We start from the raw sequence: 24554 nt of genomic DNA, 5'->3' as shown, positions 1-24554 counted from the left end.
CCCGAAACTTGCCTTTCCCGACCCTGCCCGCCCCCCTCGCGCGGGCCCTAGCCGACCGCGGCTACGCCGATCCCACCCCGGTCCAGGCCGCGGTGCTGGAGGCGGCCGCCGGCTCCCGCGACCTGCTCGTCTCCGCGCAGACCGGCTCCGGCAAGACCGTGGCCTACGGCCTTGCCGTGGCGAGCCTCCTGATCGGCGAGGCCGAGATGCTGCCGCCCCCGGCGGCGCCGGTCGCGCTGGTGATCGCCCCGACCCGGGAACTCGCTCTGCAGGTGCAGCGCGAGCTGTCCTGGCTCTACAGCCCCGCCGGCGGCCGGGTCGCGGCCTGCGTCGGTGGCATGGATCCGCGCCGGGAGAGCCGGATGCTGGCCGAGGGCACCCATATCGTCGTCGGGACGCCGGGCCGCCTGCGCGACCATCTCGAGCGCCGCAACCTCGATCCCAGGGCTCTCCGGGCCGTGGTCCTCGACGAGGCCGACGAGATGCTCGACCTCGGCTTCCGCGAGGACATCGAGTTCATCCTCTCGGCGACTCCGCCGGACCGGGCCACCTACCTGTTCTCCGCGACCCTGCCCAAGGGCATCGAGGCGCTGGCCGAGCGCTACCAGCGCGATGCTCTGCGGCTCGCCATCAAGGGCGAGACCAAGGGACACGCCGACATCGCCTACCGGGCGGTGCGGATCATGCCGCGTGAGACCGAGCACGTGGTGCTCAACCTCCTGCGCGAGGCCGACGCCAAGACCGCCATCGTCTTCTGCAACACCCGCAACGCGGTCCGCCACCTCCAGGCGAGCCTGACCGAACGCGGCTTCTCGGTGGTGGCGCTGTCCGGCGAGCTGGGTCAGGGCGAGCGCAACGCCGCGCTCCAGGCCCTGCGCGACGGCCGCGCCCGGGTCTGCGTCGCCACCGACGTGGCCGCCCGCGGCATCGACCTGCCGTCCCTGAGCCTCGTGATCCACGCCGACCTGCCCCACGACGCCGAGGTGCTGCAGCACCGCTCCGGCCGGACCGGCCGGGCCGGGCGCAAGGGCACGTCGGTGCTGCTGATCCCCAACTCCCGGCGCCGTCGCGCCGAGCAGATGTTCGCCATCGCCAAGGTCAGCCCCGAATGGTCGGGACCGCCCTCGGCCGACGAGATCCGCCGGCTGGACGGCGAGCGCATGCTCTCCGATCCGCTCTTCTCGGAGCCGCCGGCCGAGGAGGACGTTGCGCTGGCGGAGACGCTGCTCGCCGGCAAGAGCCCGGAGGAACTGGCCGCCTTGCTGGCCCGCGTCTATCGAACCCGTCTGCCGGCCCCCGAGGAGGTCAGCGATCCGGGCGAGGGCCGCGCCCTACGCGGGGAACGCCCGCCCTACGATCCGATGGATCCGGAGCGGATCGCCGCCATGGGTCCGGCCGTGTGGTTCAGGCTCAACCTCGGCCGCCGCGACAATGCCGACCCGCGGCGGCTGCTGCCGATGCTGACGCGCCGCGGCGGTGTCGACCGCCAGGAGATCGGCGCGATCCGCATCTTCGACCGCGAGACCAAGTTCGAGGTCCGGGGCAACGCGGCGGCGCGCTTCGCCGAAGCTTTCGCCCGCAACGGCTCGCCGGAGATCCAGGTAGAGGCGCTCGCGGGCGACGCGGCCCCGGCCGAGCGGAAGGGCCGGCCGAGCGGCCCGAAGGGCTTCGCGAGCCCGCGCGCCGGCAAGCATCAGCGCAAGGTCGAGCGGTCGGGTCCGAAGGCCGACCACAAGCCCGGTCGCCATTCGGGCCGGGGTTGACGGACGGGACCCTGCGGATCGCGATCTTTGCGATCCGCGTTCCTCCTTCGCGGATGAGCAGACCGGCCCGGCCGGGCGACGACTACCCGGCGCGCCGTGCTCAGAACACGTTCTTCACGGCCTCGCCGAGGGCGTCGACGCTCTCCTTCAACTTGCGTCCGGCCGGTGCCAGGGATGGCAGCTTGATCCCGAGCACCTCGGTCTCCTCCGCGGGCTCGGCCTGAGCCACCGCAGTCGGCGCGGCCTTGGCCTTCTCGGCGGGCTTGGCGACGGCCGGGGGCTTGTGGGACGCTGCCACCTTGCGCGCCGGCTTCTCGGTCTTCTCGGAGATTGCCGCGGGTGTCGCGGGCGGCGCGGCCGTCGCCACCGGCTTGGGCGCGGCCGCCGGCTCGTGCACGTCGCGCGCCCGCACGGTCTCGGAGGCGCGGGGAGATTGCAGCGCCGCCATGCGGGCAGGCGGCAGCGGAACGACCTGCCGGCCCGCGGCCAGGGGCGCGACTGGCGTCGGGACCGGGATACGGCGGGCCGGCGGAACCGGGGCTGCCGCGGCCTGTGCCGGCGCGCGCGCCGGGATCGGGGCAGCGTCCGCGGATGCGACGGATGTACCGGCGGCGGATGGGGCGTACGTGTCGGGCAGGCCGGCCATGCGCATGTCCGAGCCCACAGGTTCGGCCGGCTTCTCCACCTGCATCGACGGCGGCTTGCCCGATCCGGCCAGGGCGGGGAGACCGTCCTTCAGATCGGGCCAGTCGGCGGCCCGCCCGGAGGCGACGAATTTCACGGGGGCCGGGGCGGCGAGGCCGGCCATCAGGCTCGAGGCGGCCACACCGAAGCCGCCGAGCGCGCCGGCGCCGGCCAATCCGAACAGGACGATGCGGAGCTTCGCCGACCGCCCAAGCCGGCCGTCCGGCCGCCGAGTCGCTCGGGTTTCGGAGGCATCCAGGGCGAGATCGATCATGATCCGGGGTCTCTGACACGATTCACGACGCGCGCGACCGGGCTCCCCGTCCCCGGCCGCTTCCCTTCGCGGTTCCGAAGGTCGTTCGACAAGGTCGCGATAGAGGAGGTGCAATACGGCGCAAAGATGTCGGTTCGAATTGCGGGCGCGGCCAGTCCTGGGCCGGCTATCCACAGGATAACGCGACTCCGCTTAAGAATCCGTCATCGTCTCGACCGGTGTACCGGCTGTCCGACTGGGTCGGCTGGCATGGACATCGGCGCGGCGCCCGTTAAGCGTCTCGGGGTGGATACCCGCCCGACCCTGCTCCCGATGTCCCAGACCCTCGCGCCGCCCGAAAGCCGCGCGGGCCGGTGGCCGTGGGCGTCGTGGTCGACGCGGGCCCGCTTGGTCGCCGTGGTGCTGTTCATCGACGCGCTCGCGGCCCTGATCTCCTGCGGCGTGATCGTGTTGAACGCGCGCTCGGCGGTCCGGGTCGAGACCCGCGCCTCCCTGGCCACCGTCGAGTCGCTGGTCGCCGACACGATCCGGTTGTCCGACACGGCCTCGCCCGACACGCTCCTCCAGACCCTGGACCTGCGGTTCAAGGTGCTGCGCCACGTCCGCGTCGCCGTGCTCGACGCGGACGGCGACCGGGTCGGCGACCCGGCGCCCCCGCACCGGTCCGAACGGGAGGCGCCGCGCTGGTTCGCCGACCTGATCATGCCGCCGATCGAGCGCCACACCCTGCCGATCGCGGTGAACGGCCAGCGTCTCGGCACCGCGCAGATCACCACGCAGCCCCTCGACGAGATCGACGAGATCTGGGGCTACGCGCGGGCGCTGTCGCTCACGACCGGGGCGATCAACGTCGCCATGCTGATCGCGCTCTACGTCGCTCTGGGCCGCATCCTGGCGCCGCTGCGACGGCTGGGCGGCGGCCTGACGCAGCTCGAGCACCACGACTACACCGTCCGCCTCGAACCGCCCGGCGCCCAGGAGCTGGCGGTGATCGCCGCGCGCTTCAACAAGGTGGCCGAGGCCCTGGGCGAGGTCCGTGCCGCCAACGGCCGTCTCAACCGGCAATTGCTCACCGCGCAGGACGACGAGCGCCGCCGGACGGCTCTGGAACTGCACGACGAGTTCGGCCCCTGTCTTTTCGCCCTGGAGGCCAACGCGGCCTCCATCGCCCGGATCGCCTCCGGGCCTGGCGAGCCCAGCCGCGACAAGCTGACCGCCCGCGCCGCCGAGATCAGCGCCATCGTCGGCCAGGTTCAGACCGTCAACCGCGAGCTTCTGAACCGCCTCCGGCCCCACGGCCTCGGGGAAGCGCCGCTGGCCACCTGCCTCGACCTGCTGCTGCGCGGCTTCGGCCAGCGTCACCCGGGGCTCACCTTCATCGGTGAGTTCGACGGTCTGGCCCGGGGATACGGGGACCTCGTCGACCTCACGGTCTTCCGCTGCGTCCAGGAAAGCGTCACCAACGCCGTGCGGCACGGCGCCGCGACCCGGGTGGAGGCCGAGGCGACCGAGTCCGACGGCCGGCTCGACGTCACCATCCGCGACAACGGCACCGGAATCCCGGCCGAACACGGCACCGGGCTCGGTCTGTCGGGGATGCGTGAGCGTGTCGAGGCCCTGGACGGCACCTTCGCCCTTGACAATGCCGGCCCCGGCGCAATCGTCCGGATCACGATCCCCGTTCCGCCGGAGCGGGGCGACGAGAACAACGCGCCGAGCGCATGAACGCCATCGCCTCACAGATCGACATCGCCGCCACGCGCCTGCCGGTCCTCGTCATCGACGATCACCCGATCGTCCTCCAGGGCTGTCGACGCGTGCTGGAGGATGCCGGCGTCGAGACCATCGCGGAGGCCACCACGGTGGTCGGCGGCTACCGGATCTTCCACCGGCTCCGGCCGCCGGTGGTGATCTGCGACCTGACCTTCCAGGGCAGCGGCATGGCGGGGCTCGGCCTGATCCGCCGGATCCGCGCGGTCGCCCCCGACACGCGCATCCTGGTCTTCAGCATGCACAACGATCCCGTCATTGTCGCCCGCGCCCTCGAGGCCGGGGCGCTCGGCTACGTCCTGAAGGACCACGCCTCGGCGGAACTGTTCGAGGCCTTCGGGAAGGTGCGGATCGGCGAGGTCTACCTCGACCGGCGGCTGGCCACCGAGGTGGCGATGCTGCGCGCCGACGCCCGCCGCACGCCGGAATCGCAGCTCACCCCGCGGGAGCAGCAGATCCTGGCGCGGCTCGCCCAGGGCCGCTCCTACGGCGCCATCGCGTCCGACCTGTCGGTGAGCTACAAGACCGTCACCAACGCCTGCTCGCAGATGCGCCAGAAGCTCGGGGTGCGCACCCTCGCCGAGCTGATCCACGTCGCCGTGACCCACGCGCAGCGGCAGGGCTAGGCGTGGCGGGCTTCGCGATGACGGGCGATGGCATGACGGGCGATGGCGGCCCCGGATCCTTCTCCCGGGAGGCGTGGACGCGGAACGCCGCCGCCTGCGAGACCATCCGGTCGATGCCGTTCAACGCGGAACTGGCCGCCGGCACGCTGCCGCAGGACCGGTTCCGGCACTACATCGTCCAGGACGCCCATTACCTGATCGGCTTCGGACGTGCCCTCAGCCTCGCCGCCGCGAAGGCGCCGGAGCCGGATACGATCGTCCAGTTCGCGCGCGCGGCCGAGGAGGCGATCGTCGTCGAGCGGGCCCTCCACGGCGGCTTCTTCCGAGACTACGGCATCGGCCCGGACACCTTCGCGGCCACGCCGCTGACGCCGGCCTGCGACCACTACGTCAGCTTTCTGATGGCCACCGCCTACGCCGAGCCCTTCGAGGTCGTCTGCGCGGCCCTGCTGCCCTGCTTCTGGATCTACAAGGCGGTGGGCGACGACATCTTCGCCCGCGCGGGCCAGGGCAACCCGTACCGGGCCTGGATCGACACCTACGCGGGCGCGGATTTTGCCGCGGCGGTGGCCGCCATGATCGCCGTCACCGACCGGGCGGCCCTGAACGTCTCCGCCGCGACGCGGGAGCGGATGCAGCGGGCCTTCGCGCAGGCGACCCGGCTCGAGTGGATGTTCTGGGACAGCGCCTATCGCGACGCGGCCTGGCCCTTGTGACCGATCCGGGCCCGAGCCGGCGCGCTCTGCTGAACGCGGCCCTCGCCGCGGCGGCCGTCTGGCCGGCCGGCGCGGAGGCGGCCGGGAGTCCGGACCCGATCCCGTCGGACCGGCCTGTCCGAATCGCCATGCTGCTCTTCCCCGGCATGACCGTCCTGGATCTCGCCGGGCCGCAGGCTTTGCTGGCTGGCCTCGCCCCGGGCAGCCTGCACCTCGTCGCCGAGGTGGCGGGCCCGGTGGCGAGCGATACCGGCCTCACCCTGGTGGCGACCGACACCTTCGCGCGCTGCCCGGCGGATCTCGATGTGCTGTTCGTGCCCGGCGGCGACGGGACTCCGGCCCAGATGCGAAACGCGACGCTCCTCGACTTCCTGCGCGCGCGCGCCGCGCGCACGGCCTGGGTGACGAGCGTCTGCACCGGATCCCTGATCCTCGGCGCCGCCGGCCTGCTGCGGGGCTACAGCGCCACGTCGCACTGGTGCGTGCGCGACACAGTCCTGCCGCTCCTGGGCGCCGAGCCGGTGGCCGAGCGCGTCGTCTTCGATCGCAACCGCGCGACGGCGGCCGGGATCTCGGCCGGGCTCGACCTGGGTCTCGCGCTCTGCGCCCGCCTGCGCGGTCCCGACTACGCGCGGACCGCCCAGCTCGTCGCCGAGTACGCCCCGGAGCCGCCGTTCCAGGCCGGGACGCCCGGACAGGCCGGTCCGGCCATCGTCCGGGCCGCGGACGCGATCCTCGCGCCCCTGGTCGCCGGGGCCCGCGCGGCGGCGCGGGACTGAGGCGGGCCGCCGATGCAGCGCTGCCACGCTCCGGCGCGACGTCGTCCCGCGTCCTTGACGGCGGCTGCCGCGCGGCCGAACTGAGCAGTGCAACATCCGCCGGAGCCGCCATGTCCCTGATCGCACGCCTGCGCGCCTACGCGGCCGAGGCTCTCGGCGTCGGCCATATCGAGGTGGTGGACGACACGCACCTCGCCGCCACGGCGCTCCTCGTCCACGTGGCGCGGGTCGACGGCATCCTCGCGCCGTCCGAGAGCGAGCGCCTGTCACGCCTCGTCCAGGGCCACTACGCCGACGGGCCGGAGGCCGCCCGCGTGCTGATCGAGCGGGCCACCACGGTGGACACGGAGATCCGCGACGTGGCGAGCCTCGTCGAGATGCTTCCGCACGAGGCCGACGCGGCCGAGCGTCGGGAACTCCTCACCATGGCGTGGTCGGTCGCCGCCGCCGACGGCCATGTCGACGAGTTCGAGGAGGCGCTGGTCGAGCGCCTCGGCCGGCTGCTCGGCTTCGATGATGCGGCCATCGCGGCCGCCCGCCGGGGCGGCCAGCAGAGCGTCGGGCTCGCCTAGGCGAGGGGCGCGCGATGATCGCGAGCCTCGCGCTGATCCTGCTCGCGCAGCTCATGGGCGAGATCCTGGCCCGCGGGGCCGGCGTTCCGATCCCCGGGCCGGTTATCGGCATGGGGCTGATGTTCGTCTTTCTGCTCCTGCGCGACAGCGCCCGGTTCGGTCTGCCGCGCTACCTCCCGCGGCCGCTGACCGACGGCACCCTCGAATCGACGGCGCGGGGGCTTCTCATGAACCTGTCGCTGATGTTCGTCCCGGCGGGCGTCGGCGTCGTGGGCCGTCTGGACCTCCTGCGGGCGCAGGGCATCAAGCTCGCCGTCGTGCTGCTGGTCTCGACGGCGCTGTCCCTGCTGGTGACCGTGCTGGTGTTCCGCGCCGTCGCGGCGCTGGTCGAGCGGGGCGGGAGCGACGGGGAGTCCTGACGGCGATGGGTGGCGATTTCTCCCTCTGGGTCTACCTCGCCAAGACGCCGCTGCTCTGGCTGACCGTGACGCTGACCGCCTACGTGCTGGCCGACCGCATCGCCGCGGCGACCGGGCGCCACCCGATCGCCAATCCGGTGCTGATCACGGTGGCGCTGGTCGGCAGCGTCCTGGCGGCGACCGGTACGCCATATCCGGCCTATTTCGAGGGCGCGCAGTTCGTCCACTTCCTGCTCGGGCCCGCCACCGTTGTGCTGGCCATGCCGCTCTACGAGCGGCGGGCGACGGTGATGCGCGCGCTGGTGCCGATGCTCACCGCCCTGGCGGCGGGTTCGGCGACGACGCTGGCCGTGGTGATCGCCCTGGCGCGGCTGCTCGACATCCCGCAGCCGGTCCTCGTCTCGCTGGCGCCGAAATCCGTGACCTCCGGCGTCGCCATGGGCATCGCCGAGGCGCTCGGCGGCGATCCGACCCTCACCGCCATCCTGGTGATCCTGACCGGCATCATCGGCGCCATCCTGGTGACGCCGATGATGGAGGCGCTGAAGATCCGCGACATGCGCGCCCGCGGCTTCGCGGCCGGACTTGCGGCCCACGGTATCGGCACGGCGCGCGCTTTCCAGGTGAGCGAGGTCGCCGGCACCTTCGCGGGCATCGCCATGGGCTTGAACGCCTTCCTGACGGCGATCCTCGCGCCACTGGCGCTGCATCTGCTGTTCTGACCCGAGGGGCGGCCGACCGGCGCCGGCGTTCCGTCGGCACCATCGCGCCGAGCCGCCGACGGCAGGTTTCCAAGTCCGCATGATCCGGCATCACGAGGCGGCCGAAAGCGGCTGAAATCCTCGCCGCTTGCCGCTTCCGGAACGCCGTCACCTCGCGGGCGACGTCATTCCACAGCGCCGCACGCGTCGACGCCGCGCTGTCCCGGGTGATCTCGATTCGCGTCTGGCGAGCTAGCCGAAAGCGTCAGCGCGACCCGCGAAGCGAACCCCGCTGACCTTGCTGACGCATCCGGCCGGACCTGTCCCGGGCCACCGTTAACGATATTGACCACACCTTGCTGCTACTATCATAAGTAGAGAATCAGGGTCAAAGCTGCGTATCTTGGTTGCAGCGACGTAAGCCGGGCTTGAGCGCGCAGGCGTGAAAGAGGCGGTATCCAACACTGACCAACACTGCATCGATACACGAGGAAGGAGGAGATGCCCATGCCAAATGCCTCGCCGAGTATTGAACTTGCCGCGAAGATACTGAGCGCCTACGTCACGCGAAACACCGTTCCCGCTGGTGCCTTGCCGGATCTTCTGTCCGAGGTTCATCGCTCGATCGCAGCGCTCGATCGCGGAAGGGCTTCGCAGATCAGCCGTCTGACCGAGGCGCAGATCCGGGCCTCCATCCGGCCCGACGCGCTCATCAGCTTCGAGGACGGGAAGCCCTACAAGGCGTTGCGGCGTCACCTGACGATCCGCGGCCTCACGCCCGAGGCCTACAAGGCCAAGTGGGGCCTGCCGGTGGATTATCCCCTCGTCTCGGCCACCTACAGTGCCCACCGGTCGAGCATCTCGCGTCAGATCGGACAGAGCCAGCGGCTGCGGATGAAGCAGGCCGTGGGCTAGAACCGGTCCCGCGTGCCGCCGGGTCTCCGGCGTCAGAGGCGCGGCGGGGCCGGTGTCTGCGCGACGGATTCCGAGATGTCCTGGATGAGCAGGGCCACGAGGCCCGACCATCCGGTCTGGTGGGAGGCGCCGACGCCGCGGCCGGTGTCGCCGTCATAATATTCGTAGAACAGGACGAGATCGCGAAAATGCGGATCCTCCTGTTCGATCCGGCTGTGGCCGTAGACCGGCCGGCGGCCGTCCGCCCCGCGCACGGAGAGGCCGATCAACCGGCGGGCGAGCGCCTGGGCGATCTCGCGCAGCGACGAGGTCTGCCCCGAGCCCGTGGGCGCCTCGACCCGAAAATCCGGTCCGTAATAGTCGTGGAAGCGGTTCAGGCCGGCGATGAGCAGGTAGTTGACCGGCATCCACACCGGGCCGCGCCAGTTCGAGTTGCCGCCGAAGAGCCGCGAGCGCGACTCCGCGGGCTCGTAGGCGAGGCCGAGATCCCGGCCGTCCCAGGCGAAGCAGAAGGGTTGATCCGCGTACGCGCGGGACACGGCGCGCAAGCCGTGGTCCGACAGGAATTCGGCCGGGTCGAGGGCGCGGTGCAGGAGCGCCTTGAGCCGGTGGCCGCGCAGCAGCGACAGCAGGGCGCTCCGGGCCTGGCCGGGCTCGTTCCAGCGCGAGACCAGAGTCGCGAGATCGGGACGGTTCCTGAGGAAGAACACCATGCGGTCACGCAGGGACGGAAGCCGTTCGAGGTCACACTCGTTGATGGTCGCCACCGCGAAGATCGGGACCAGCCCGACCATGGTGCGTGCCCGGATCGGCAGCCGGCGTCCGTCGCGGGTCTCGATCACGTCGTAGAAGAAGCCTTCGCCTTCGTCCCACACGCCCTCGCCGGTGGCGGCCGCGATGAGGAGGAAGTGCTCGAAGAACTTCTCCGCCATGTCCTCGTAGGTCGGGTCCTGCAGCGCCAGCTCGATCGCGATGCGCATCAGGTTGAGGGCATAGGTCGCCATCCAGGCGGTCGCGTCCGACTGGGTCAGGGTCGCGCCGTCGCCCACCGGCTTCGACCGGTCGAAGATGCCGATGTTGTCGAGGCCCAGGAATCCGCCCTGGAACAGGTTGCGGTCGTCCGAATCCTTGCGGTTGACCCACCACGTGAAGTTCAGGGTCAGCTTGTTGAAGATGCGCTTGAGAAAGGCATGGTCGGGCGTGCCGGTATGCTGGCGATCCAGTTCGAACACCCGCCAGGCGGCCAGCGCGTGGACCGGCGGGTTGGCGTCCCCGAACCCCCACTCGTAGGCCGGCAGGGCGGCGTTCGGATGGGCGTAGGCCTCGTCCACGAGGAGCAGGAGCTGGTTCTTGGCGAAGTCCGGATCGAACAGCGCGAAGACGATGGCCTGCAGCGCGAGATCCCAGGAGGCGAACCAGGGATACTCCCAGGCGTCCGGCATCGAGATGATGTCGTTGGCGCGCAGATGCGCCCAGTCGCTGTTGCGTCCGCGCCGCCTCTCGGGGGCGGGGGCGGGCTGGGCCGGATCGCCCCCGAGCCATTCGCGCACGTCGTAATGGTAGAGCTGCTTCGACCAGAGCATGCCGGCCAGCGCCTGCCGCTGGACGAGCCGCATCTCGGGATCGGCGATCGGCGCCTGCAGGGCGGCGTAGAAGGCGTCGGCCTCCGCCGCGCGCTCGGCGAAGACGGCGTCGTAGTCCGCGAAGGGCGCCCCCGGCGCGGTCTCGGCGCGCAGGCGCAGGCGCAGGGTGCGGGTCTCGCCGGGGCCGAGATGCAGGTCGTAGCGCGCGGCGCACTTGGTGCCGGAGAGTCGGTTGACCGCGTTCGCCTCGCCGCCGACGACGCAGCGATCGATCCCGTCCTTGTAGAAGCCGTCGGCGGGACCGCTGCCGAACAGGCGGTGCGTGTTGGTGTCGTTCTCGGTGAACAGGACCTCGGCCGCGCCCTCGGCGAAGAAGCGCATCGGCGGCATGGTGGGGTGGCGCGCCCAGACCGAGCCGTCGGACCCGGCCATCAGCTCCGGCTTCGGCGCGCCCTGCTTCCACGACCAGGTGTTGCGCGCCCAGAGCTGCGGCAGCAGCGTCAGGTCGGCCGCCTCCGGCCCGCGGTTCGTGACGGTGACGCGCATCAGGACGTCGTCGGGGGTCGCCTTGGCGTAGGCGATCGCGACGTCGAAGTAGCGGCCCTCGTCGAACAGGCCGGTGTCGAGCAGCTCGTATTCCGGGTCGTCGAGCCCGCGCCGCGCGTTCTCCGCGACCAGCTCTCCGTAGGGGAAGGCGGCTTGCGGGTACTTGTAGAGCATCCGCATGAACGTGTGGGTCGGGACGCCGTCGAGGTAGTAGTAGAGTTCCTTGACGTCCTCGCCGTGGTTGCCCTCCTGGTTGGTCAGGCCGAACAGGCGCTCCTTCAGGATCGGGTCGCGGCCGTTCCAGAGGGCCAGCGCCAGGCACCAGTTGAGGTGGCGGTCCCCGAAGCCGCCGATCCCGTCCTCGCCCCACCGATAGGCGCGCGACCGCGCGTGGTCGTGGGGCAGGTAGTCCCAGGCGTCACCGCCGGGGCTGTAATCCTCCCGGACGGTGCCCCATTGCCGGTCGCTTAGATAGGGGCCCCACTGGCGCCAGGCCGGGTCGGAGCGCGCCGCGACGAGCCGCCGGCCCTCGGCGGTCTCGAAGATGCTCCGCGGTGCGCCCTCGGGCTTGGTCATGGGCTGGCATGTCCCGGATCCGGCATTCGAAGCGCCGATACTGCCCCGGTCCGTCCGGTAAAAGTCAACGTCAGCGCGACGCTCAATCCGTCAGGCTCACGCGGATCCCGTCCGGACCGGCCTCGGTGCGCAGGCGGCGGTAATCCGGGATCCGCGCGTGGGACGTCCGCACCGGCGCGTGATGCGTGGCGGTGACGACCGTGACGGACGCCCCCGCCGCCTCGGCGGCCTGGATGCCGGCCGGCGCGTCCTCGAACATCAGGCAATCCGCCGCCGCGACGCCGAGCCGGCCCGCGGCCGCCAGGACGCAGTCCGGCGCCGGCTTGCCCCGCGCCACGTCCTCGGCGGCGATCATCAGTCGGGGACGCGGCATCCCGGCGGCGGCGAGGCGGCGCTCCGCGAGCGCCCGGGGGGCCGAGGTCACGATCGCCCAGCGGCCGGGCGGCAGCGCCTCCACGAAGGCGCGGGCGCCGGGGATCTCGGTGATGTCAGCCACGTCGTCCATCTCGGCCCGGGTGATCGCTGCGGCCTCCGCCTCGGGATCGACGCCGGGCAGGTCGAGGCGCCGGATCGTCTCGACCGAGCGCACGCCGTGGATCGTCGGCAGGAACGCCGCCACGTCGAGGCCGTGGGCCCGCGCCCAGCGCGACCAGATCCGCTCCGCCGAGGCGAGGGAGCTGATCAGCGTGCCGTCCATGTCGAACAGGAGCGCGGCGAAGCGGCGGGCGGGAAAGGCATCCTCGGTCATGGCCGAGCGCTACGCGGGGGACGCTCGGCGGGCAACGGGCCCGCGCGCATGGCCGGACCCCCCATCCGGCCGCGGCCCGATCCGCGATGCCGGCCGATGCCGGAGGCGCCCGCTTCACGGGCCCGCGCCTTTGGTGTAGCGCGGAGGGCAATCCCGGGCCCCCGCGCCCTGACACTGCGAAATACCCCAGACCCATGCCGAGCCGCATTGACGCCACCTTCGCCCGCGCCCGCGCGGAGAACCGGGCCGTCCTCGTCACCTACGTGATGGCGGGCGACCCCGACCCCAAGGCCTCCCTGGAGGTGCTGAAGGCCCTTCCGGGCGCCGGCGCCGACATCCTGGAATTCGGCCTGCCCTTCACCGACCCGATGGCGGACGGCCCGGCGATCCAGGCGGCGGGCCTGCGGGCGCTGAAGGCCAGGCAGACCGTGCCCGGCACCCTCGATCTCGTGCGCCGCTTCCGCGCGGAGAACGACTCCACGCCGATCGTGCTGATGGGCTACTACAACCCGATCCACACCTACGGCGTCGACCGGTTCCTGGAGGACGCGGTGGCCGCCGGCGTCGACGGGCTGATCGTAGTCGACCTGCCGCCCGAGGAGGATGCCGAGCTGTGCCTGCCGGCGCTGGGCAAGGGCCTCGCCTTCATCCGGCTCGCCACCCCCACCACCGACGAGAAGCGGCTGCCGGCCGTGCTCGCGAATACGGCAGGCTTCGTCTACTACGTGTCGATCACCGGCGTGACCGGAACGGCGACGCCCGATTTCGGCAAGGTCTCTGAGGCGGTGGCGCGGATCCGGCGGCACACCGAGCTACCGGTGGTGGTCGGCTTCGGCGTGAAGACCGGCGCCCACGCGGCGGCCATCGCCCGGGGCGCGGACGGGGTCGTGGTCGGCTCGGCGCTGGTGGACACGCTCGTGCGTTCACTCGATGCCGACGGCCGGGCCCAGCCCGGCAGCGTCCCGGCGGTCGTGCAACTCGTGCGCGAACTGGCCGAGGGGGTGCGCTCGGCGCGGGTCGGGCAGGCCGCCTGATCGGCGATCCCTGGCGATCGCCCCTGGCGGCGGAGCGCCGCCATCCTGATATTGGCGCGGGCTTGAAGCGGACGGACGCGAGGCGATGGTCGAACCGATGAACTGGATCTCGGAGGTTGTGCGCCCCCGGATCAAGACCCTGTTCAAGCGCGAGACGCCGGAGAACCTCTGGGTCAAGTGCCCCGATACCGGTCAGATGGTGTTCCACAAGGAGGTGGAGGCCAATCACTGGGTCATCCCCGGCTCCGAGCACCATCTGAAGATGGGCGCCCAGGCGCGCCTGAAGATGATGTTCGACGAGGGCACGTGGATCGACGTGGCGCTGCCCGAGGTCGCTCCGGACCCGCTGAAGTTCCGCGACGAGAAGCGCTACGCCGACCGCCTCAAGGAAGCGCGCGCCAAGACCGGGCTGCAGGACGCATTCAAGATCGGCTTCGGCCGGGTCGGCGGGCTGCCGATGGTGCTGGCCGCGCAGGAATTCGGCTTCATGGCCGGTTCGCTCGGCATGGCGGCGGGCGAGGCCTTCGTGCGCGGCGCCGAGACGGCCCTGGAGAAGCGCACGCCCTACGTGCTGTTCGCGGCCTCGGGCGGCGCCCGGATGCAGGAGGGCATCCTGTCGCTGATGCAGATGCCGCGCACGACCGTGGCGGTGCGCCGCCTCAACGCGGCCCGGCTGCCCTACATCGTCGTGCTGACGAACCCGACCACCGGCGGCGTCACCGCCTCCTACGCGATGCTGGGCGACGTCCACCTCGCCGAGCCCGGGGCCCTGATCTGCTTCGCCGGTCCCCGGGTGATCGAGCAGACCATCCGGGAGAAGCTGCCGGACGGCTTCCAGCGGGCGGAGTACCTGCGCGAGCACGGCATGGTCGACCAAGTCGTCCATCGCCACCAGCTCAAGGAGACGATCACGCGCCTCTGCAAGCTCCTCACCAACGCCGCCGAGGCGAGCGCCCCGCTCACCGCCTCCGAGGCGGCTTAAGCCGCGCGATGGCCTCGTCCGACGCCCTGATGGCGCGATTCCTCGCGCTGCATCCCCGCACCATCGACCTGTCGCTGGGTCGGATCGAGCGGCTCCTCGCGCGCCTCAACAATCCTGAGCGGCGCCTGCCGCCGGTGATCCATGTCGCCGGCACCAACGGCAAGGGCTCGACCATCGCGTTCATGCGGGCGATCCTCGAAGCGGGAGGGCTCGCGGCGCACGTCTACACGTCGCCCCACCTCGTCCGATTCCATGAGCGGATCCGGATCGGCGGGATCGGCGGCGGCCATTTCGTCGACGAGGACCGGCTGGCCGACGCGTTCTCGCGCTGCGAGACGGCCAACGACGGCCAGCCGATCACGATGTTCGAGATCACCACGGCGGCGGCCCTGCTGCTGTTCTCGGAGAGCCCGGCCGACGTGCTGCTGCTCGAAGTCGGCCTCGGCGGCCGGCTCGACGCCACCAACGTGATCGCGCAGCCCGCCTGCTCGGTGGTGACGCCGATCGGGCGCGACCACGCCGAGTATCTCGGCGACACGGTCGAATCGGTGGCGACCGAGAAGGCCGGCATCTTCAAGCGCGGCTGTCCCGCCGTGATCGCCGCCCAGGACTACGCCGAGGCCGACGCCGTGCTGTGCCGGCGCGCCGAGGCGGTCGGGGCCGGTCCGATCCTGGTGGGCAACCAGGATTTCTCCGTCTACGAGGAGCGCGGCCGGCTCGTCTACCAAGACGAGACCGATCTCTTCGACCTGCCGCGTCCCAAGCTGGCGGGCCGGCACCAGCTGGTCAATGCCGGGACGGCGATCACCGCGCTGCGCGCCGCGGGCTTCGGCGACATCGGCACGACGGCCCTGGAGAAGGGTCTGACGGAGGTCGATTGGCCGGGACGGCTGCAGCGCCTGGGCCGGGGGCGCCTCGCCGCGCAGATCGATCCCGGCGCCGAGCTGTGGCTCGACGGCGGCCATAACATCGACGGGGGCCGGATCCTGGCCGCCGCGATGGCGGATCTCGGCGAGAAGAGCGACGTGCCGCTGGTTCTGATCGTCGGCCTGCTCGGCACCAAGGACGCCGACGGCTTCCTGCGCAATTTCGTCGGGCTCGCCCGGGCCCTCGTCGCCGTCCCGATCACCGGGACGATGGCGGCGCGCCCGGCCGACGAGGTCGCGCGGATCGGCGAGAGCGTCGGCCTCTCCACCTACGCGGCCCCGAGCATCGAGGCGGCGCTAGCAATGGTTAAAGACATCGCCTTCGAGCGGCCGCCGCGGATCCTGATCTGCGGGTCGCTCTACTTGGCCGGGCTAGTCCTGGCGGCCAACGACACACCGCCCGTCTGAGTCGTCGCGGTCCGGCTGTGCCGGAAACGGCGGCCGCAATCGCATGGAATGTCTCTGGACATCCCGCAAGCTTTGATCGTCAGGCGCGGAAAGTCGTCGATTCGCCGCATTCGACCGGATCGACGTCCCGTCACGGCTACGCTTTCCCTCGGCTGTGGCAGCTAAGCTACATCCATCGCGGGCCCGATCGCCTAACGTCCATGGCGATCGGGCTAATGCTGGGGATCACAGTAATGAAGAAGCTTATCACCTCTCTCGCGGCGTTCACGGCGCTGACGGCCGCCGCTTCGGCCGCCGACCTGCCGCGCCGCGCCGCTCCGCCGCCGGTGTTCACCCCGGTTCCGGTGTTCACCTGGACGGGCGCCTACTTCGGTATCAACGCTGGTTACGGCTTCGATGCCAGCAACAACACGGCCAACGGCTTCACGCAGATCCCGGGTGCCAACCCGGTCGCGATCACGCCCGGTGGCGCGCTGTTCGTCCCGCCGATCCTGACCCCCGGCTCCTCGCTGACCTACGGTCGTAACCAGAACGAAGGCTTCACCGGCGGTGGCCAGATCGGCTACAACTGGCAGCTGACCCCGGGTCAGGGCGTGGTGTTCGGCGTCGAGGCCGACGCTCAGTACCTCGACTTCGGCAACCGTCGCGGCAGCTATGTCCTGGCGGGCGCGCCCGGCGCTGGCTTCGGCAACTTCGTGCCGGCCAACGGCCTGCTCAGCACGCTCGACTTCTTCGGCACGGTCCGCGGCCGCCTCGGCTACGCCTTCGACCGCGTGCTGTTCTACGGCACCGGCGGCTTCGCCTACGCCACCGGCGATCAGGGCGCGCGCGTCGCGTTCCAGAACTTCGCCGGCAGCCGCAGCGACTTCGTCACCGGCTGGACGGTCGGCGGCGGTATCGAGTACGCCCTGCCCACCGACTCGTTCCTGAACTTCTTCCGCTCCTCGGCCGTGACGCTGAAGGTGGAAGGCCTGTACGTGAACCTCGATCAGGGCCGCAACACGGGTCTCCCGCTGGTGGGTGGCTACATCACCCCCGCCGGGCTGGTGCCGGTGTTCAACAACGTGCCGGTGCGCAACAACGCCGAGTTCGCCGTCGTCCGCGCCGGCCTGAACTACAAGTTCGGCTCGTACTGAGACCGGACGGAAGGTCCCGGGCATAAGCCCGGGACTTGATAACAACAGGGTCTTGAAACCGAGAAAGCCCGGCCTCGCGGCCGGGCTTTCCTTTTGTCAACCGATCTCCGGGATCAGGCCGTCTGCGCACCGATCCAGCGGGACAGGTCACCCTTCGGGGCGGCACCGACCTTCTGATCGACCCGCTCGCCGTTCTTGAACAGCAGCAGCGTCGGAATCGAGCGGATGCCGTACTGGGCGGCGATCTGCGGGTTCTCGTCGACATTCACCTTGGCGATCTTCACCTTGCCTTGAAGATCCGTGGCGATCTCCTCGAGCGCCGGGCCGATCTGGCGACAGGGGCCGCACCACTCCGCCCAGAAATCCACCACGACGGGCTCGGCGGACTTGAGAACGTCCTGCTCGAAGCTCGCGTCGGTCACTTTCACCGTCGCCATCACGTCACCTTTCGGTCTGCGCCACCCATCGGGCGGCGTCGAGCGGGCAGGGGCCCGCGCGGTCCGGTCAGAATTGGCGACGGGTCCGCGTGGGGTCAAGAAGTCGCGACACCCCAGCGGGCGCTGTGGTGGGGATGTGCCCCGCGCATGTGCGCTGGCGCATACCCGGGCGCTCCGATCCGGCAACCCGACCCGTCGCCGAGGCCTCAGGCCGCGATCCCGGCTTGGTCCAGGGCGGTCGCGATGTCCTCGGCGCTCAAGGCGCGGATCACCGGGCCCGAGGTCCAGATGAGCATCGGCCGAATCGTCCGGCCGGGGTAGATCTGGCCGAGCAGCCGGGCATAGACGGCAATCTGGCCGGCCTCGGCGGGGGGCAGGGGCGCGTCCGGAGCCGGCGGCCGCCCCGTCTTGAAGTCGGCGATCCGCACGGTGTCGGTCGTCACGGCCAGCCGGTCGACGCGACCCTGGACAGCCCTCTCCGCGCCGCCGACCTGCACGCGCCCCGACAGGTTCACCTCCGCCCGGGCATCCGGCGCGAAGAGGGGTGCGAGGTCCGGATCGTCGATGATGCGCAGGACCGATCGCACGAGCCCGTAGAAGGCCGGGCGGGGCAGGCCGGGCGCCCGAGCCTGCACGAAGGCCAGTCCCGCGGCCTCGCGGCGCGCCGGCTCGACCCGCGGCAGGTGCTGGAGAAGGGCGTGGATCAGGATACCGCGGCGCCGGGCCTGGGCATCCGCGAGGCGCGGCGGCGGCACCCGTGCGCCATCCGCCGCCTGGAGAGCGCTGGATGGATTGAGCGCCTGCACCTGCGGCTCGGCCGGGACCGGGTCGCGCAGCCAGTCAGGCTCCGGCGCCGGCGGATCCGCGGGCCTCGGTGTCTCCGGCGCGCGGCGAGTCTCGGAGCCGTCCTGCCAGACGGTGGCCGTCCCGTAGGACAGCTCGATCGTCTCGCCCGCGCCCAGCACGGCTTCGAGGCCGGCCCGCACCATCCGGCACCATGCCGCCTCGGTCTCGCGTTCATGCCCGCGGAAGGGCGCGACGATCAGCCGGTCGGCGGCCCGGGTCATGGCCACGTAGAGGAGGCGGTTGTGCTCCTGCCGCGCCTGGGCGAGCAGGGCCGCGCGGGCGGTCTCCGTGGCCGCGCAATCCTGCGTCTTCCCGCTCGACCAGACGGGGGGCAGGGCGCCTCCGGTCGCCGCCAGCGGCAGCAGGGGCGGATCGTTGCGGCCGAGCGGTTCGCAGCCGTCGAGAATCACCACCACCGGCGCCTCCAGGCCCTTGGCGCCGTGCACCGTCATGACCCGGACCTCGTCGCGGCCCGATTCGAGGTCGCGCTTGACCGTGTGCCCGGCCTCGGCGCCGACATAGCGGGCCAGGAATCCGCCCAGCGACGGGGCGTCCTCGGCCGATTCGGCCTGCGCGGCGGCGGCGAGGAAGACGTCGATCGCGTCGCCCGCCTCGCCGCCGAGCCGCGCGACCAGCTTGGCGCGGCCCTCCTGCGGGCCGAGGAGCCGGGCGTAGAACCCGAACGGGCCGTGGCGGCCCGCGAGCGCGATCCATCCCGCGAGTGCCGCGAGGCCGCGGATCGCCGTCGCATCGCCCGCCGCGGCGTGGCGGTGCAGGGCGTCCTCCAGCGTCTCCGACAGGTCCCGACGGGCGGCGATCCGCACCAGATCCTCGTCGGTGAACCCGACCAGGGGCGTCTTGAGCGCCGTGGCAAGGGTCAGGTCGTCGGCCGGGAGGAGCCCGGCCCGCCCGGCCGCCACGAGATCGGCCACCGCGATATGGGCCGAGACCTCCAGCCGGTCCTGGCCGGCCACCGGCACCCCGAGGCTCTTGAGGGCGCGGATCACCTCCTCGAAGGCCGGGCCGCGCTTGCGGACCAGGATCAGCACGTCCCCGGGGCGCCAGATCCGGCCCGCCGCGTCGCCCCGTGTGGTCCAGCTCCGCACCGCCTGCGCGACGCGGCGGGCGGTCACGATCGCGGGAGCGCTGGTCTCGGGCGCGTCGACCGGTACCGTCCAGGCATCGGGCTCGGCCGCCGGCTCGGGCTCGGTGATCGGCCACAGCTCCACCGCGCCGGGCACGTCCGGCCGCGCGCTCGCGTGGACGGTCCGGCGCACCGTGTCCTCGAAGGACAGGCCCTCGTTGTGCGCGTCGAGGGCGAACACGGCATCGACGGCGCGCAGCACCAGGCTGGTCGAGCGGAACGACAGGGTGAGCGGCACGTCCTCGAAGGTGAGGCCCGCCGCCCGCGATTCCTTGATCCAGGAAGCCCGCGTCAGGGCGAATTCCCGCGGCTCGGCGCCCTGGAAGCCGTAGATCGACTGCTTCGGATCACCCACGGCGAAGCGCGTGCGGTGGCCGGTGCGCGCGCCCTCGCCGGCGGCGAATTCCTGGGTGATCGCCCGCAGGATCGCCCATTGCTCCGGGTTGGTGTCCTGCGCCTCGTCCACCAAGACGTGATCGATGCCGCGGTCGAGCTTGTACAGGACCCAGCCGGCGCCGACCCGGCCGAGCAGGTCCAGCGCCTTGTGGATCAGGTCGTCGAAGTCGAGGGCGCCGAGCCGCGCCTTCTGCGCCTCGACCCGGCGATGGATCTCGGCGGCGATCTGGAACAGGGCCTGCGTGCGGGCGTGGGCGCGGGCGGCGCGCAGGCGGTCGAAGAGCGGCTCCAGGCGGTCGCGCTCGGCGATCAGGGCGTCCTTCGCCGCGGCCGGGACGCTCTTGGTGCCGAGGCTGGAATCGGCTTTGGGCTCGTCCTTGAGGGTGAAGAACACGGCGCGGTAGAGCGCCAGCGCCTCCGCCCGGTCCGGCTGGTCCTCGGAGCGGGCCCGCTCGGCCTCGGCGGCCGCCAGCGCGTCGGCGAGCTTCTCGTCGTTGGCCTTGCCGGTGCGCAGGGCCTGGACCACGGCGGCCCGATCCTCCGGTGCGAGGCCGGGGCCGCCCTCCAGGATCGCCGCCTCGATCCGCTCGGCGCTCTCCTCGGCGGCGAGCCCCAGCGCGCCGTGCAGGCGCGCGAAGGCGCGCTCCAGGCCTGCCGTATCGCCGATGAGGCTGCGCGCCCGCATCGCCGAGCGGATCGCCGCCCGGAGCGTGTCGCCCGTCGCCTCGGGGGCGACGCGGGCGAGGGCCGCGCTCAGCGGCGTGTCGCCGTTCGAGACCGCGTCGGCCAGCACGTTGGCCATCTCGATGTCGAAGATCTCCCGGGCCTTCGCCTCGTCCAGCACCACGAATCGGGCCGGGACGTTCGCCTCGAACGGGAACATGTGGAGCAGCCGCTCGCACAGGGCGTGCAGGGTTTCGATCTTGAGGCCGCCCGGCGTCTCCACCGCCCGAGCGAAGAGGCGCCGGGCCATCCGCAGGCGCTCCGGCCCCGCCTGCTCGCCGGTGAGTTCGGCAAGTTCGGCCGCCAGGGCTTCGTCGTCCAGCGTCACCCAGCGCCCGAGCAGGCGGAACACGCGGATCGCCATGTTGGCGGCCGCCGCCTTGGTGAAGGTCAGGCAGAGGATCCGGCCGGGCGGGGCGCCGTCGAGGAGCAGCCGCACCACCCGGTCGGTGAGCACCTTGGTCTTGCCCGCGCCGGCATTGGCGGAGACCCAGGCCGAGGCCCGCGGATCGGCCGCCCGGCGCTGGTTCGCCCGGGTGAGGTTGTCGACGACGAAGGGTTTGACGGCGTGCGTGCTGGCGCTGCTCAACGGTCCGGTCCGGCTCGGCTGGCGCATCTCTCTACAACAGAAACGCGCGCCCGGGGCCGCCAAGGCGTCACACCGGGCGTTGCGGGATTGCCCCGCGCGCGGCGGCACCGCATGGATGGTGGCGATCATTTCCGCGACATCGAACACGCCCGTGACCCAGCCGACATCCGAGCCGGTGCGCCCGCCGATCCGCTTCCGCGGCCGCTCCTTCATGGCCACCGTCCTCGCCCCCGTGCCACCGGTGGCGGACTGGCTGGGCGACCTCGATGCGCTGAACCGGCGCGCGCCCAATTTCTTCGCCGGACGGCCGGTGATCCTCGACCTCGCGGGCCTCCGGCTCGGCCGCGAGGATCTCGACGGGCTGCTCGTGGAACTGACGGCCCGCAACATCGCCATCCTGGGCATCGAGGGCGCGCCGCCCGCGCTCCTGGGCGACGGCCTGCCGCCGGCCCTGTCGGGCGGACGCCCGGCCGGCGAGGTCGCGGTCTCCGGCGAGCCCGCGCCGGCCGAGCCGCAACCGAAGGAGGCCGTCCGCTCGCTGATCCTCGACGCGCCGGTGCGATCGGGCCAGACGGTGCTCCATCTCGAGGGCGACGTGACCGTCCTGGGCGCCGTTGCCTCGGGCGCCGAGGTGATCGCGGGAGGCTCGATCCACGTCTACGGCGCGCTGCGCGGCCGCGCGATCGCCGGCGCCGCGGGCAATCCGGCGGCGCGGATCTGGTGCCGCAAGTTCGAGCCGGAGCTGGTGGCGATCGACGGCCTCTACCGCGCCGCGGACGACCTCGACCCGTCCTTCCGGGGACAGGCCACGGAGGTGCGGCTCACGGATGATGCGATCAAGCTGACCTTGTTCGATCGGGGGTGATCGTTCGGGCGGTTCTTACCGGGCGGGTGGAGCGAGGCGAAATCTGATCCGGATCCAGCAGAGAAGGCGCCGCGCCAGCGGCACGGAGACGCCTTTGCGGCTCCCGTTCGAATGCCTGTGGTGGCGGGTCTCGCACGACTCACGAGCGACGCGAAGTGACCCAGGGCAGCGCCACCCAGAATGGGCAAAGCTCCACTGGATTGCTTCGCTCCGCTCGCAAAGTCGGTGGTGCCACGGCATCGACCGGAACGGTCTGACGACCATAGAGCTGTCGTCCTGCGCCGCCCCGATACCAGGATCCCGGCAGAATTTGCCGACCGGATCAGAAACTTAACCCTTCGGTAACCATACCCGCCGTCAATGGTCCGGTAAGGACTCTTAACGGGCGGACATGAGCGACACCCTCCCCGAGCCGATCGACCCGGAGACCGCCCAGACGGCGGCTCCTTCCGCGCCCCGGCCGCTCAGCCTGCGCGGACGGGCCTTCAAGGCCCTGGCCCTCGCCCCCGAACCGCCGCTTCCCGAGTGGCTCGCGGGTCTCGACGCGGCGCTGAAGCGCTCGCCGACCCTGCTGAAAGGCCGGGCCGTGATCCTCGACTGCGCCCGGCTCAAGCCCGAGCCGGACACCCTCGAGACGCTGATGAACGAGCTCAAGGCCCGCGGCATCGCGGTCCTGGGCATCGAGGGCGCCGACGCGGTGGCGGAAGGCCTGCCGCCGCTTCTGGTGAAGGGACACCCGTCCGAGACGGTCGAGATCCCGAGCATTCCGGCCGAGCCGGAGCCGCATGTGGTCACCTCGATCACCGTCGAGGGCTCGGTCCGCTCCGGCCAGAGCGTCATCAACCCGACCGGCGACGTCACCGTGATGGGTTCGGTGTCCTCGGGGGCCGAGATCCTGGCCGGCGGCTCCATCCACGTCTACGGCGCCCTGCGCGGTCGCGCGATCGCCGGAGCCGCGCGCAACCCGCGCGCACGAATCTACTGCCGCAAATTCGAGCCCGAGTTGCTGGGGATCGACCGCCTCGTGCGGACGGCGGAGGACATGGGCACGGCCCTGCGCGGCAAGGCCGCCCAGGTCTGGCTCGATGGCGGCAACATCCGAATGGCAAGCCTGGATTAAGGGAGATCGACGCGTGGCAAAGGTTCTCGTCGTCACATCGGGCAAGGGCGGCGTCGGCAAGACGACGACGACCGCGGCCCTCGGAGCGGCCCTGGCCCAGGGTGGTCAGAGCGTGTGCGTCGTCGACTTCGACGTCGGCCTGCGCAACCTCGACCTGATCATGGGCGCCGAGCGCCGGGTCGTCTACGACCTGATCAACGTGGTCAACGGCGACGCGAAGCTCCCGCAGGCGCTCATCAAGGACAAGCGGGTCGAGACCCTGCACCTGCTGCCGGCCTCGCAGACCCGCGACAAGGACGCGCTCACCGATGCCGGCGTCGCCCGGGTCATGGAGGAGCTGCGCGAGAAGTTCGACTGGGTCATCTGCGACTCCCCCGCCGGCATCGAGCGCGGCGCCCAGCTGGCCATGCACCACGCCGACATCGCCGTCGTCGTGACCAACCCCGAGGTCTCCTCGGTGCGCGACTCCGACCGGATCATCGGCCTCCTCGATTCCAAGACCGCCAAGGCGGAGAAGGGCGAGGAGATGGACAAGCACCTCATCCTCACCCGCTACGACCCGTCCCGGGCCGACCGCGGCGACATGCTCAAGACCGAGGACGTGCTCGACATCCTGTCGATCCCGCTGCTCGCCATCATCCCGGAGAGCCAGGAGGTGCTGCGCGCCTCGAACCTCGGCTGCCCGGTGACCCTCAACAATCCCCTCTGCGCCCCGGCGCGGGCCTATGCCGACGCGGCGCGCCGGCTGAAGGGCGAGGACATCCCGATGAGCCTGCCGGTCGAGCGCAAGTCGTTCCTCGACAAGCTGTTCATGCGGAGGGCGGCATGAGCATCCTGGGCATCTTCCAGAAGCGCAACTCCGGCTCGGTCGCCCGCGACCGTCTGCAGCTGATCCTCGCCCACGAGCGGGCCGAGTCGGGTCGCCCCGACCTCGTGCTCCAGCTCCGCGAGGAGATCCTGGCGGTGATCGCCAACCACGTCGCGGTCGAGCCCGACAAGGTGAAGGTCACCCTGGAGCGTGGCGAGGGCGTCTCGACGCTGGGTCTCGACATCGAGCTTCCGCTCGGTGCCGCCGGCAAGCTCGACGCGAAGCTCGCGGCGAAGCTCGCCGAGGTCGCCGCCAACAAGGGCGGTGCGAAGGCGGCGTCCAAGAAGGCCGCTTGAGCCGGGCGGGACCGCTCCCGCCGGCATCGATCGACGTAAGCCGCGTCCGGGCAGCCGGGCGCGGCTTTGCTGTCTGAAAGCGGTCGCCATCTGCCAGGCCGCACGGTTGCGG

Annotated in this window: 22 protein-coding genes; 17 read left to right on the top strand and 5 right to left on the bottom strand. The window is 71.6% G+C overall.

Features of this window, described 5'->3' with window-relative positions:
* Nucleotides 1-8 precede the first annotated feature (8 nt).
* Nucleotides 9-1763, top strand: coding sequence for a DEAD/DEAH box helicase (locus tag ACLBX9_RS15070; protein WP_447719490.1), 1755 nt, complete (start codon nt 9-11; stop codon nt 1761-1763).
* Nucleotides 1764-1863: 100 nt separating this feature from the next.
* Here the strand turns inward: ACLBX9_RS15070 and ACLBX9_RS15065 are convergent, their stop codons facing one another.
* A complete protein-coding gene (locus ACLBX9_RS15065; protein WP_447719489.1) occupies nt 1864-2721 on the bottom strand; it encodes a hypothetical protein in 858 nt (285 codons plus the stop codon).
* 312 nt (nt 2722-3033) lie between these two features.
* On the opposite strand from ACLBX9_RS15065, the gene ACLBX9_RS15060 reads away from it, so the two are divergent.
* From ACLBX9_RS15060 to ACLBX9_RS15025, 8 genes are all read left to right on the top strand, one after another.
* Entirely contained in the window at nt 3034-4446 is a 1413-nt protein-coding gene (locus ACLBX9_RS15060) for an ATP-binding protein (protein WP_447719488.1), read from the top strand.
* Nucleotides 4443-5117 carry a response regulator gene (locus tag ACLBX9_RS15055; RefSeq protein ID WP_010682889.1) on the top strand — a complete coding sequence of 225 codons (675 nt, stop codon included), beginning with the start codon at nt 4443-4445 and terminating at the stop codon, nt 5115-5117. The genes ACLBX9_RS15060 and ACLBX9_RS15055 overlap by 4 nt, the downstream gene beginning before the upstream one ends.
* Nucleotides 5118-5149: 32 nt before the next feature.
* Nucleotides 5150-5833 (top strand): TenA family protein, encoded by a 684-nt coding sequence (locus ACLBX9_RS15050; protein ID WP_447719533.1) that lies wholly within the window; start codon nt 5150-5152, stop codon nt 5831-5833.
* A complete protein-coding gene (locus ACLBX9_RS15045) occupies nt 5830-6612 on the top strand; it encodes a DJ-1/PfpI family protein (protein WP_447719487.1) in 783 nt (260 codons plus the stop codon). Before ACLBX9_RS15050 ends, ACLBX9_RS15045 begins: the two co-directional genes overlap by 4 nt.
* 110 nt (nt 6613-6722) lie before the next feature.
* Nucleotides 6723-7184 carry a tellurite resistance TerB family protein gene (locus tag ACLBX9_RS15040; RefSeq protein ID WP_010682892.1) on the top strand — a complete coding sequence of 154 codons (462 nt, stop codon included), beginning with the start codon at nt 6723-6725 and terminating at the stop codon, nt 7182-7184.
* A 14-nt stretch (nt 7185-7198) separates the two neighbouring features.
* On the top strand, nt 7199-7603 hold the full coding sequence (locus tag ACLBX9_RS15035; protein ID WP_447719486.1) for a CidA/LrgA family protein: 405 nt from the start codon (nt 7199-7201) through the stop codon (nt 7601-7603).
* Between the two features lie 5 nt (nt 7604-7608).
* Nucleotides 7609-8325, top strand: a complete 717-nt coding sequence (locus ACLBX9_RS15030) for an LrgB family protein (protein WP_010682894.1) — start codon at nt 7609-7611, stop codon at nt 8323-8325.
* A 486-nt stretch (nt 8326-8811) separates the two neighbouring features.
* Nucleotides 8812-9219 carry a MucR family transcriptional regulator gene (locus tag ACLBX9_RS15025; protein WP_447719485.1) on the top strand — a complete coding sequence of 136 codons (408 nt, stop codon included), beginning with the start codon at nt 8812-8814 and terminating at the stop codon, nt 9217-9219.
* Between the two features lie 32 nt (nt 9220-9251).
* On the opposite strand, the gene ACLBX9_RS15020 is transcribed toward ACLBX9_RS15025, so the two are convergent.
* Together ACLBX9_RS15020 and ACLBX9_RS15015 are read right to left on the bottom strand one after the other, a co-directional pair.
* Nucleotides 9252-11924 carry an MGH1-like glycoside hydrolase domain-containing protein gene (locus tag ACLBX9_RS15020; RefSeq protein ID WP_447719484.1) on the bottom strand — a complete coding sequence of 891 codons (2673 nt, stop codon included), beginning with the start codon at nt 11922-11924 and terminating at the stop codon, nt 9252-9254.
* Nucleotides 11925-12006: 82 nt separating this feature from the next.
* The gene (locus ACLBX9_RS15015; protein WP_447719483.1) at nt 12007-12672 is read right to left on the bottom strand and encodes an HAD-IA family hydrolase; all 666 of its coding nucleotides are present in this window, start codon (nt 12670-12672) and stop codon (nt 12007-12009) included.
* 194 nt (nt 12673-12866) lie between these two features.
* Here ACLBX9_RS15015 and trpA point away from each other — a divergent pair, with 194 nt between their 5' ends.
* The 4 genes from trpA (at nt 12867) to ACLBX9_RS14995 (ending at nt 17158) form a co-directional block, all read left to right on the top strand.
* Nucleotides 12867-13706 carry a tryptophan synthase subunit alpha gene (gene trpA / locus ACLBX9_RS15010; RefSeq protein WP_447719482.1) on the top strand — a complete coding sequence of 280 codons (840 nt, stop codon included), beginning with the start codon at nt 12867-12869 and terminating at the stop codon, nt 13704-13706.
* Nucleotides 13707-13791: 85 nt separating this feature from the next.
* A complete protein-coding gene (gene accD / locus ACLBX9_RS15005) occupies nt 13792-14688 on the top strand; it encodes an acetyl-CoA carboxylase, carboxyltransferase subunit beta (protein ID WP_010682899.1) in 897 nt (298 codons plus the stop codon).
* Between the two features lie 8 nt (nt 14689-14696).
* A complete protein-coding gene (locus ACLBX9_RS15000; RefSeq protein WP_010682900.1) occupies nt 14697-16022 on the top strand; it encodes a bifunctional folylpolyglutamate synthase/dihydrofolate synthase in 1326 nt (441 codons plus the stop codon).
* 233 nt (nt 16023-16255) lie between these two features.
* The gene (locus tag ACLBX9_RS14995) at nt 16256-17158 is read left to right on the top strand and encodes an outer membrane protein (RefSeq protein ID WP_010682901.1); all 903 of its coding nucleotides are present in this window, start codon (nt 16256-16258) and stop codon (nt 17156-17158) included.
* Between the two features lie 113 nt (nt 17159-17271).
* Here ACLBX9_RS14995 and trxA read toward each other — a convergent pair whose 3' ends face one another.
* Both trxA and addA read right to left on the bottom strand, forming a co-directional pair.
* Nucleotides 17272-17595 carry a thioredoxin gene (gene trxA, locus ACLBX9_RS14990; protein WP_010682902.1) on the bottom strand — a complete coding sequence of 108 codons (324 nt, stop codon included), beginning with the start codon at nt 17593-17595 and terminating at the stop codon, nt 17272-17274.
* Between the two features lie 206 nt (nt 17596-17801).
* A complete protein-coding gene (addA, locus tag ACLBX9_RS14985; protein ID WP_447719481.1) occupies nt 17802-21320 on the bottom strand; it encodes a double-strand break repair helicase AddA in 3519 nt (1172 codons plus the stop codon).
* An 88-nt stretch (nt 21321-21408) separates the two neighbouring features.
* On the opposite strand from addA, the gene minC (ACLBX9_RS14980) reads away from it, so the two are divergent.
* From minC (ACLBX9_RS14980) to minE, 4 genes are all read left to right on the top strand, one after another.
* Complete coding sequence (minC, locus tag ACLBX9_RS14980) at nt 21409-22158, top strand: septum site-determining protein MinC (RefSeq protein ID WP_447719480.1); 750 nt, start codon at nt 21409-21411, stop codon at nt 22156-22158.
* Nucleotides 22159-22549: 391 nt separating this feature from the next.
* On the top strand, nt 22550-23278 hold the full coding sequence (gene minC, locus ACLBX9_RS14975; protein ID WP_010682904.1) for a septum site-determining protein MinC: 729 nt from the start codon (nt 22550-22552) through the stop codon (nt 23276-23278).
* Nucleotides 23279-23291: 13 nt separating this feature from the next.
* The gene (gene minD, locus ACLBX9_RS14970) at nt 23292-24107 is read left to right on the top strand and encodes a septum site-determining protein MinD (RefSeq protein WP_010682905.1); all 816 of its coding nucleotides are present in this window, start codon (nt 23292-23294) and stop codon (nt 24105-24107) included.
* Nucleotides 24104-24442 carry a cell division topological specificity factor MinE gene (gene minE, locus ACLBX9_RS14965; protein ID WP_010682906.1) on the top strand — a complete coding sequence of 113 codons (339 nt, stop codon included), beginning with the start codon at nt 24104-24106 and terminating at the stop codon, nt 24440-24442. The genes minD and minE overlap by 4 nt, the downstream gene beginning before the upstream one ends.
* Nucleotides 24443-24554: the final 112 nt, after the last annotated feature.

The organism is Methylobacterium sp. A49B, assembly GCF_053346215.1.
Note: the sequence above shows the minus strand (reverse complement) of the source record. Positions and strands in the feature narration are given on the sequence as shown.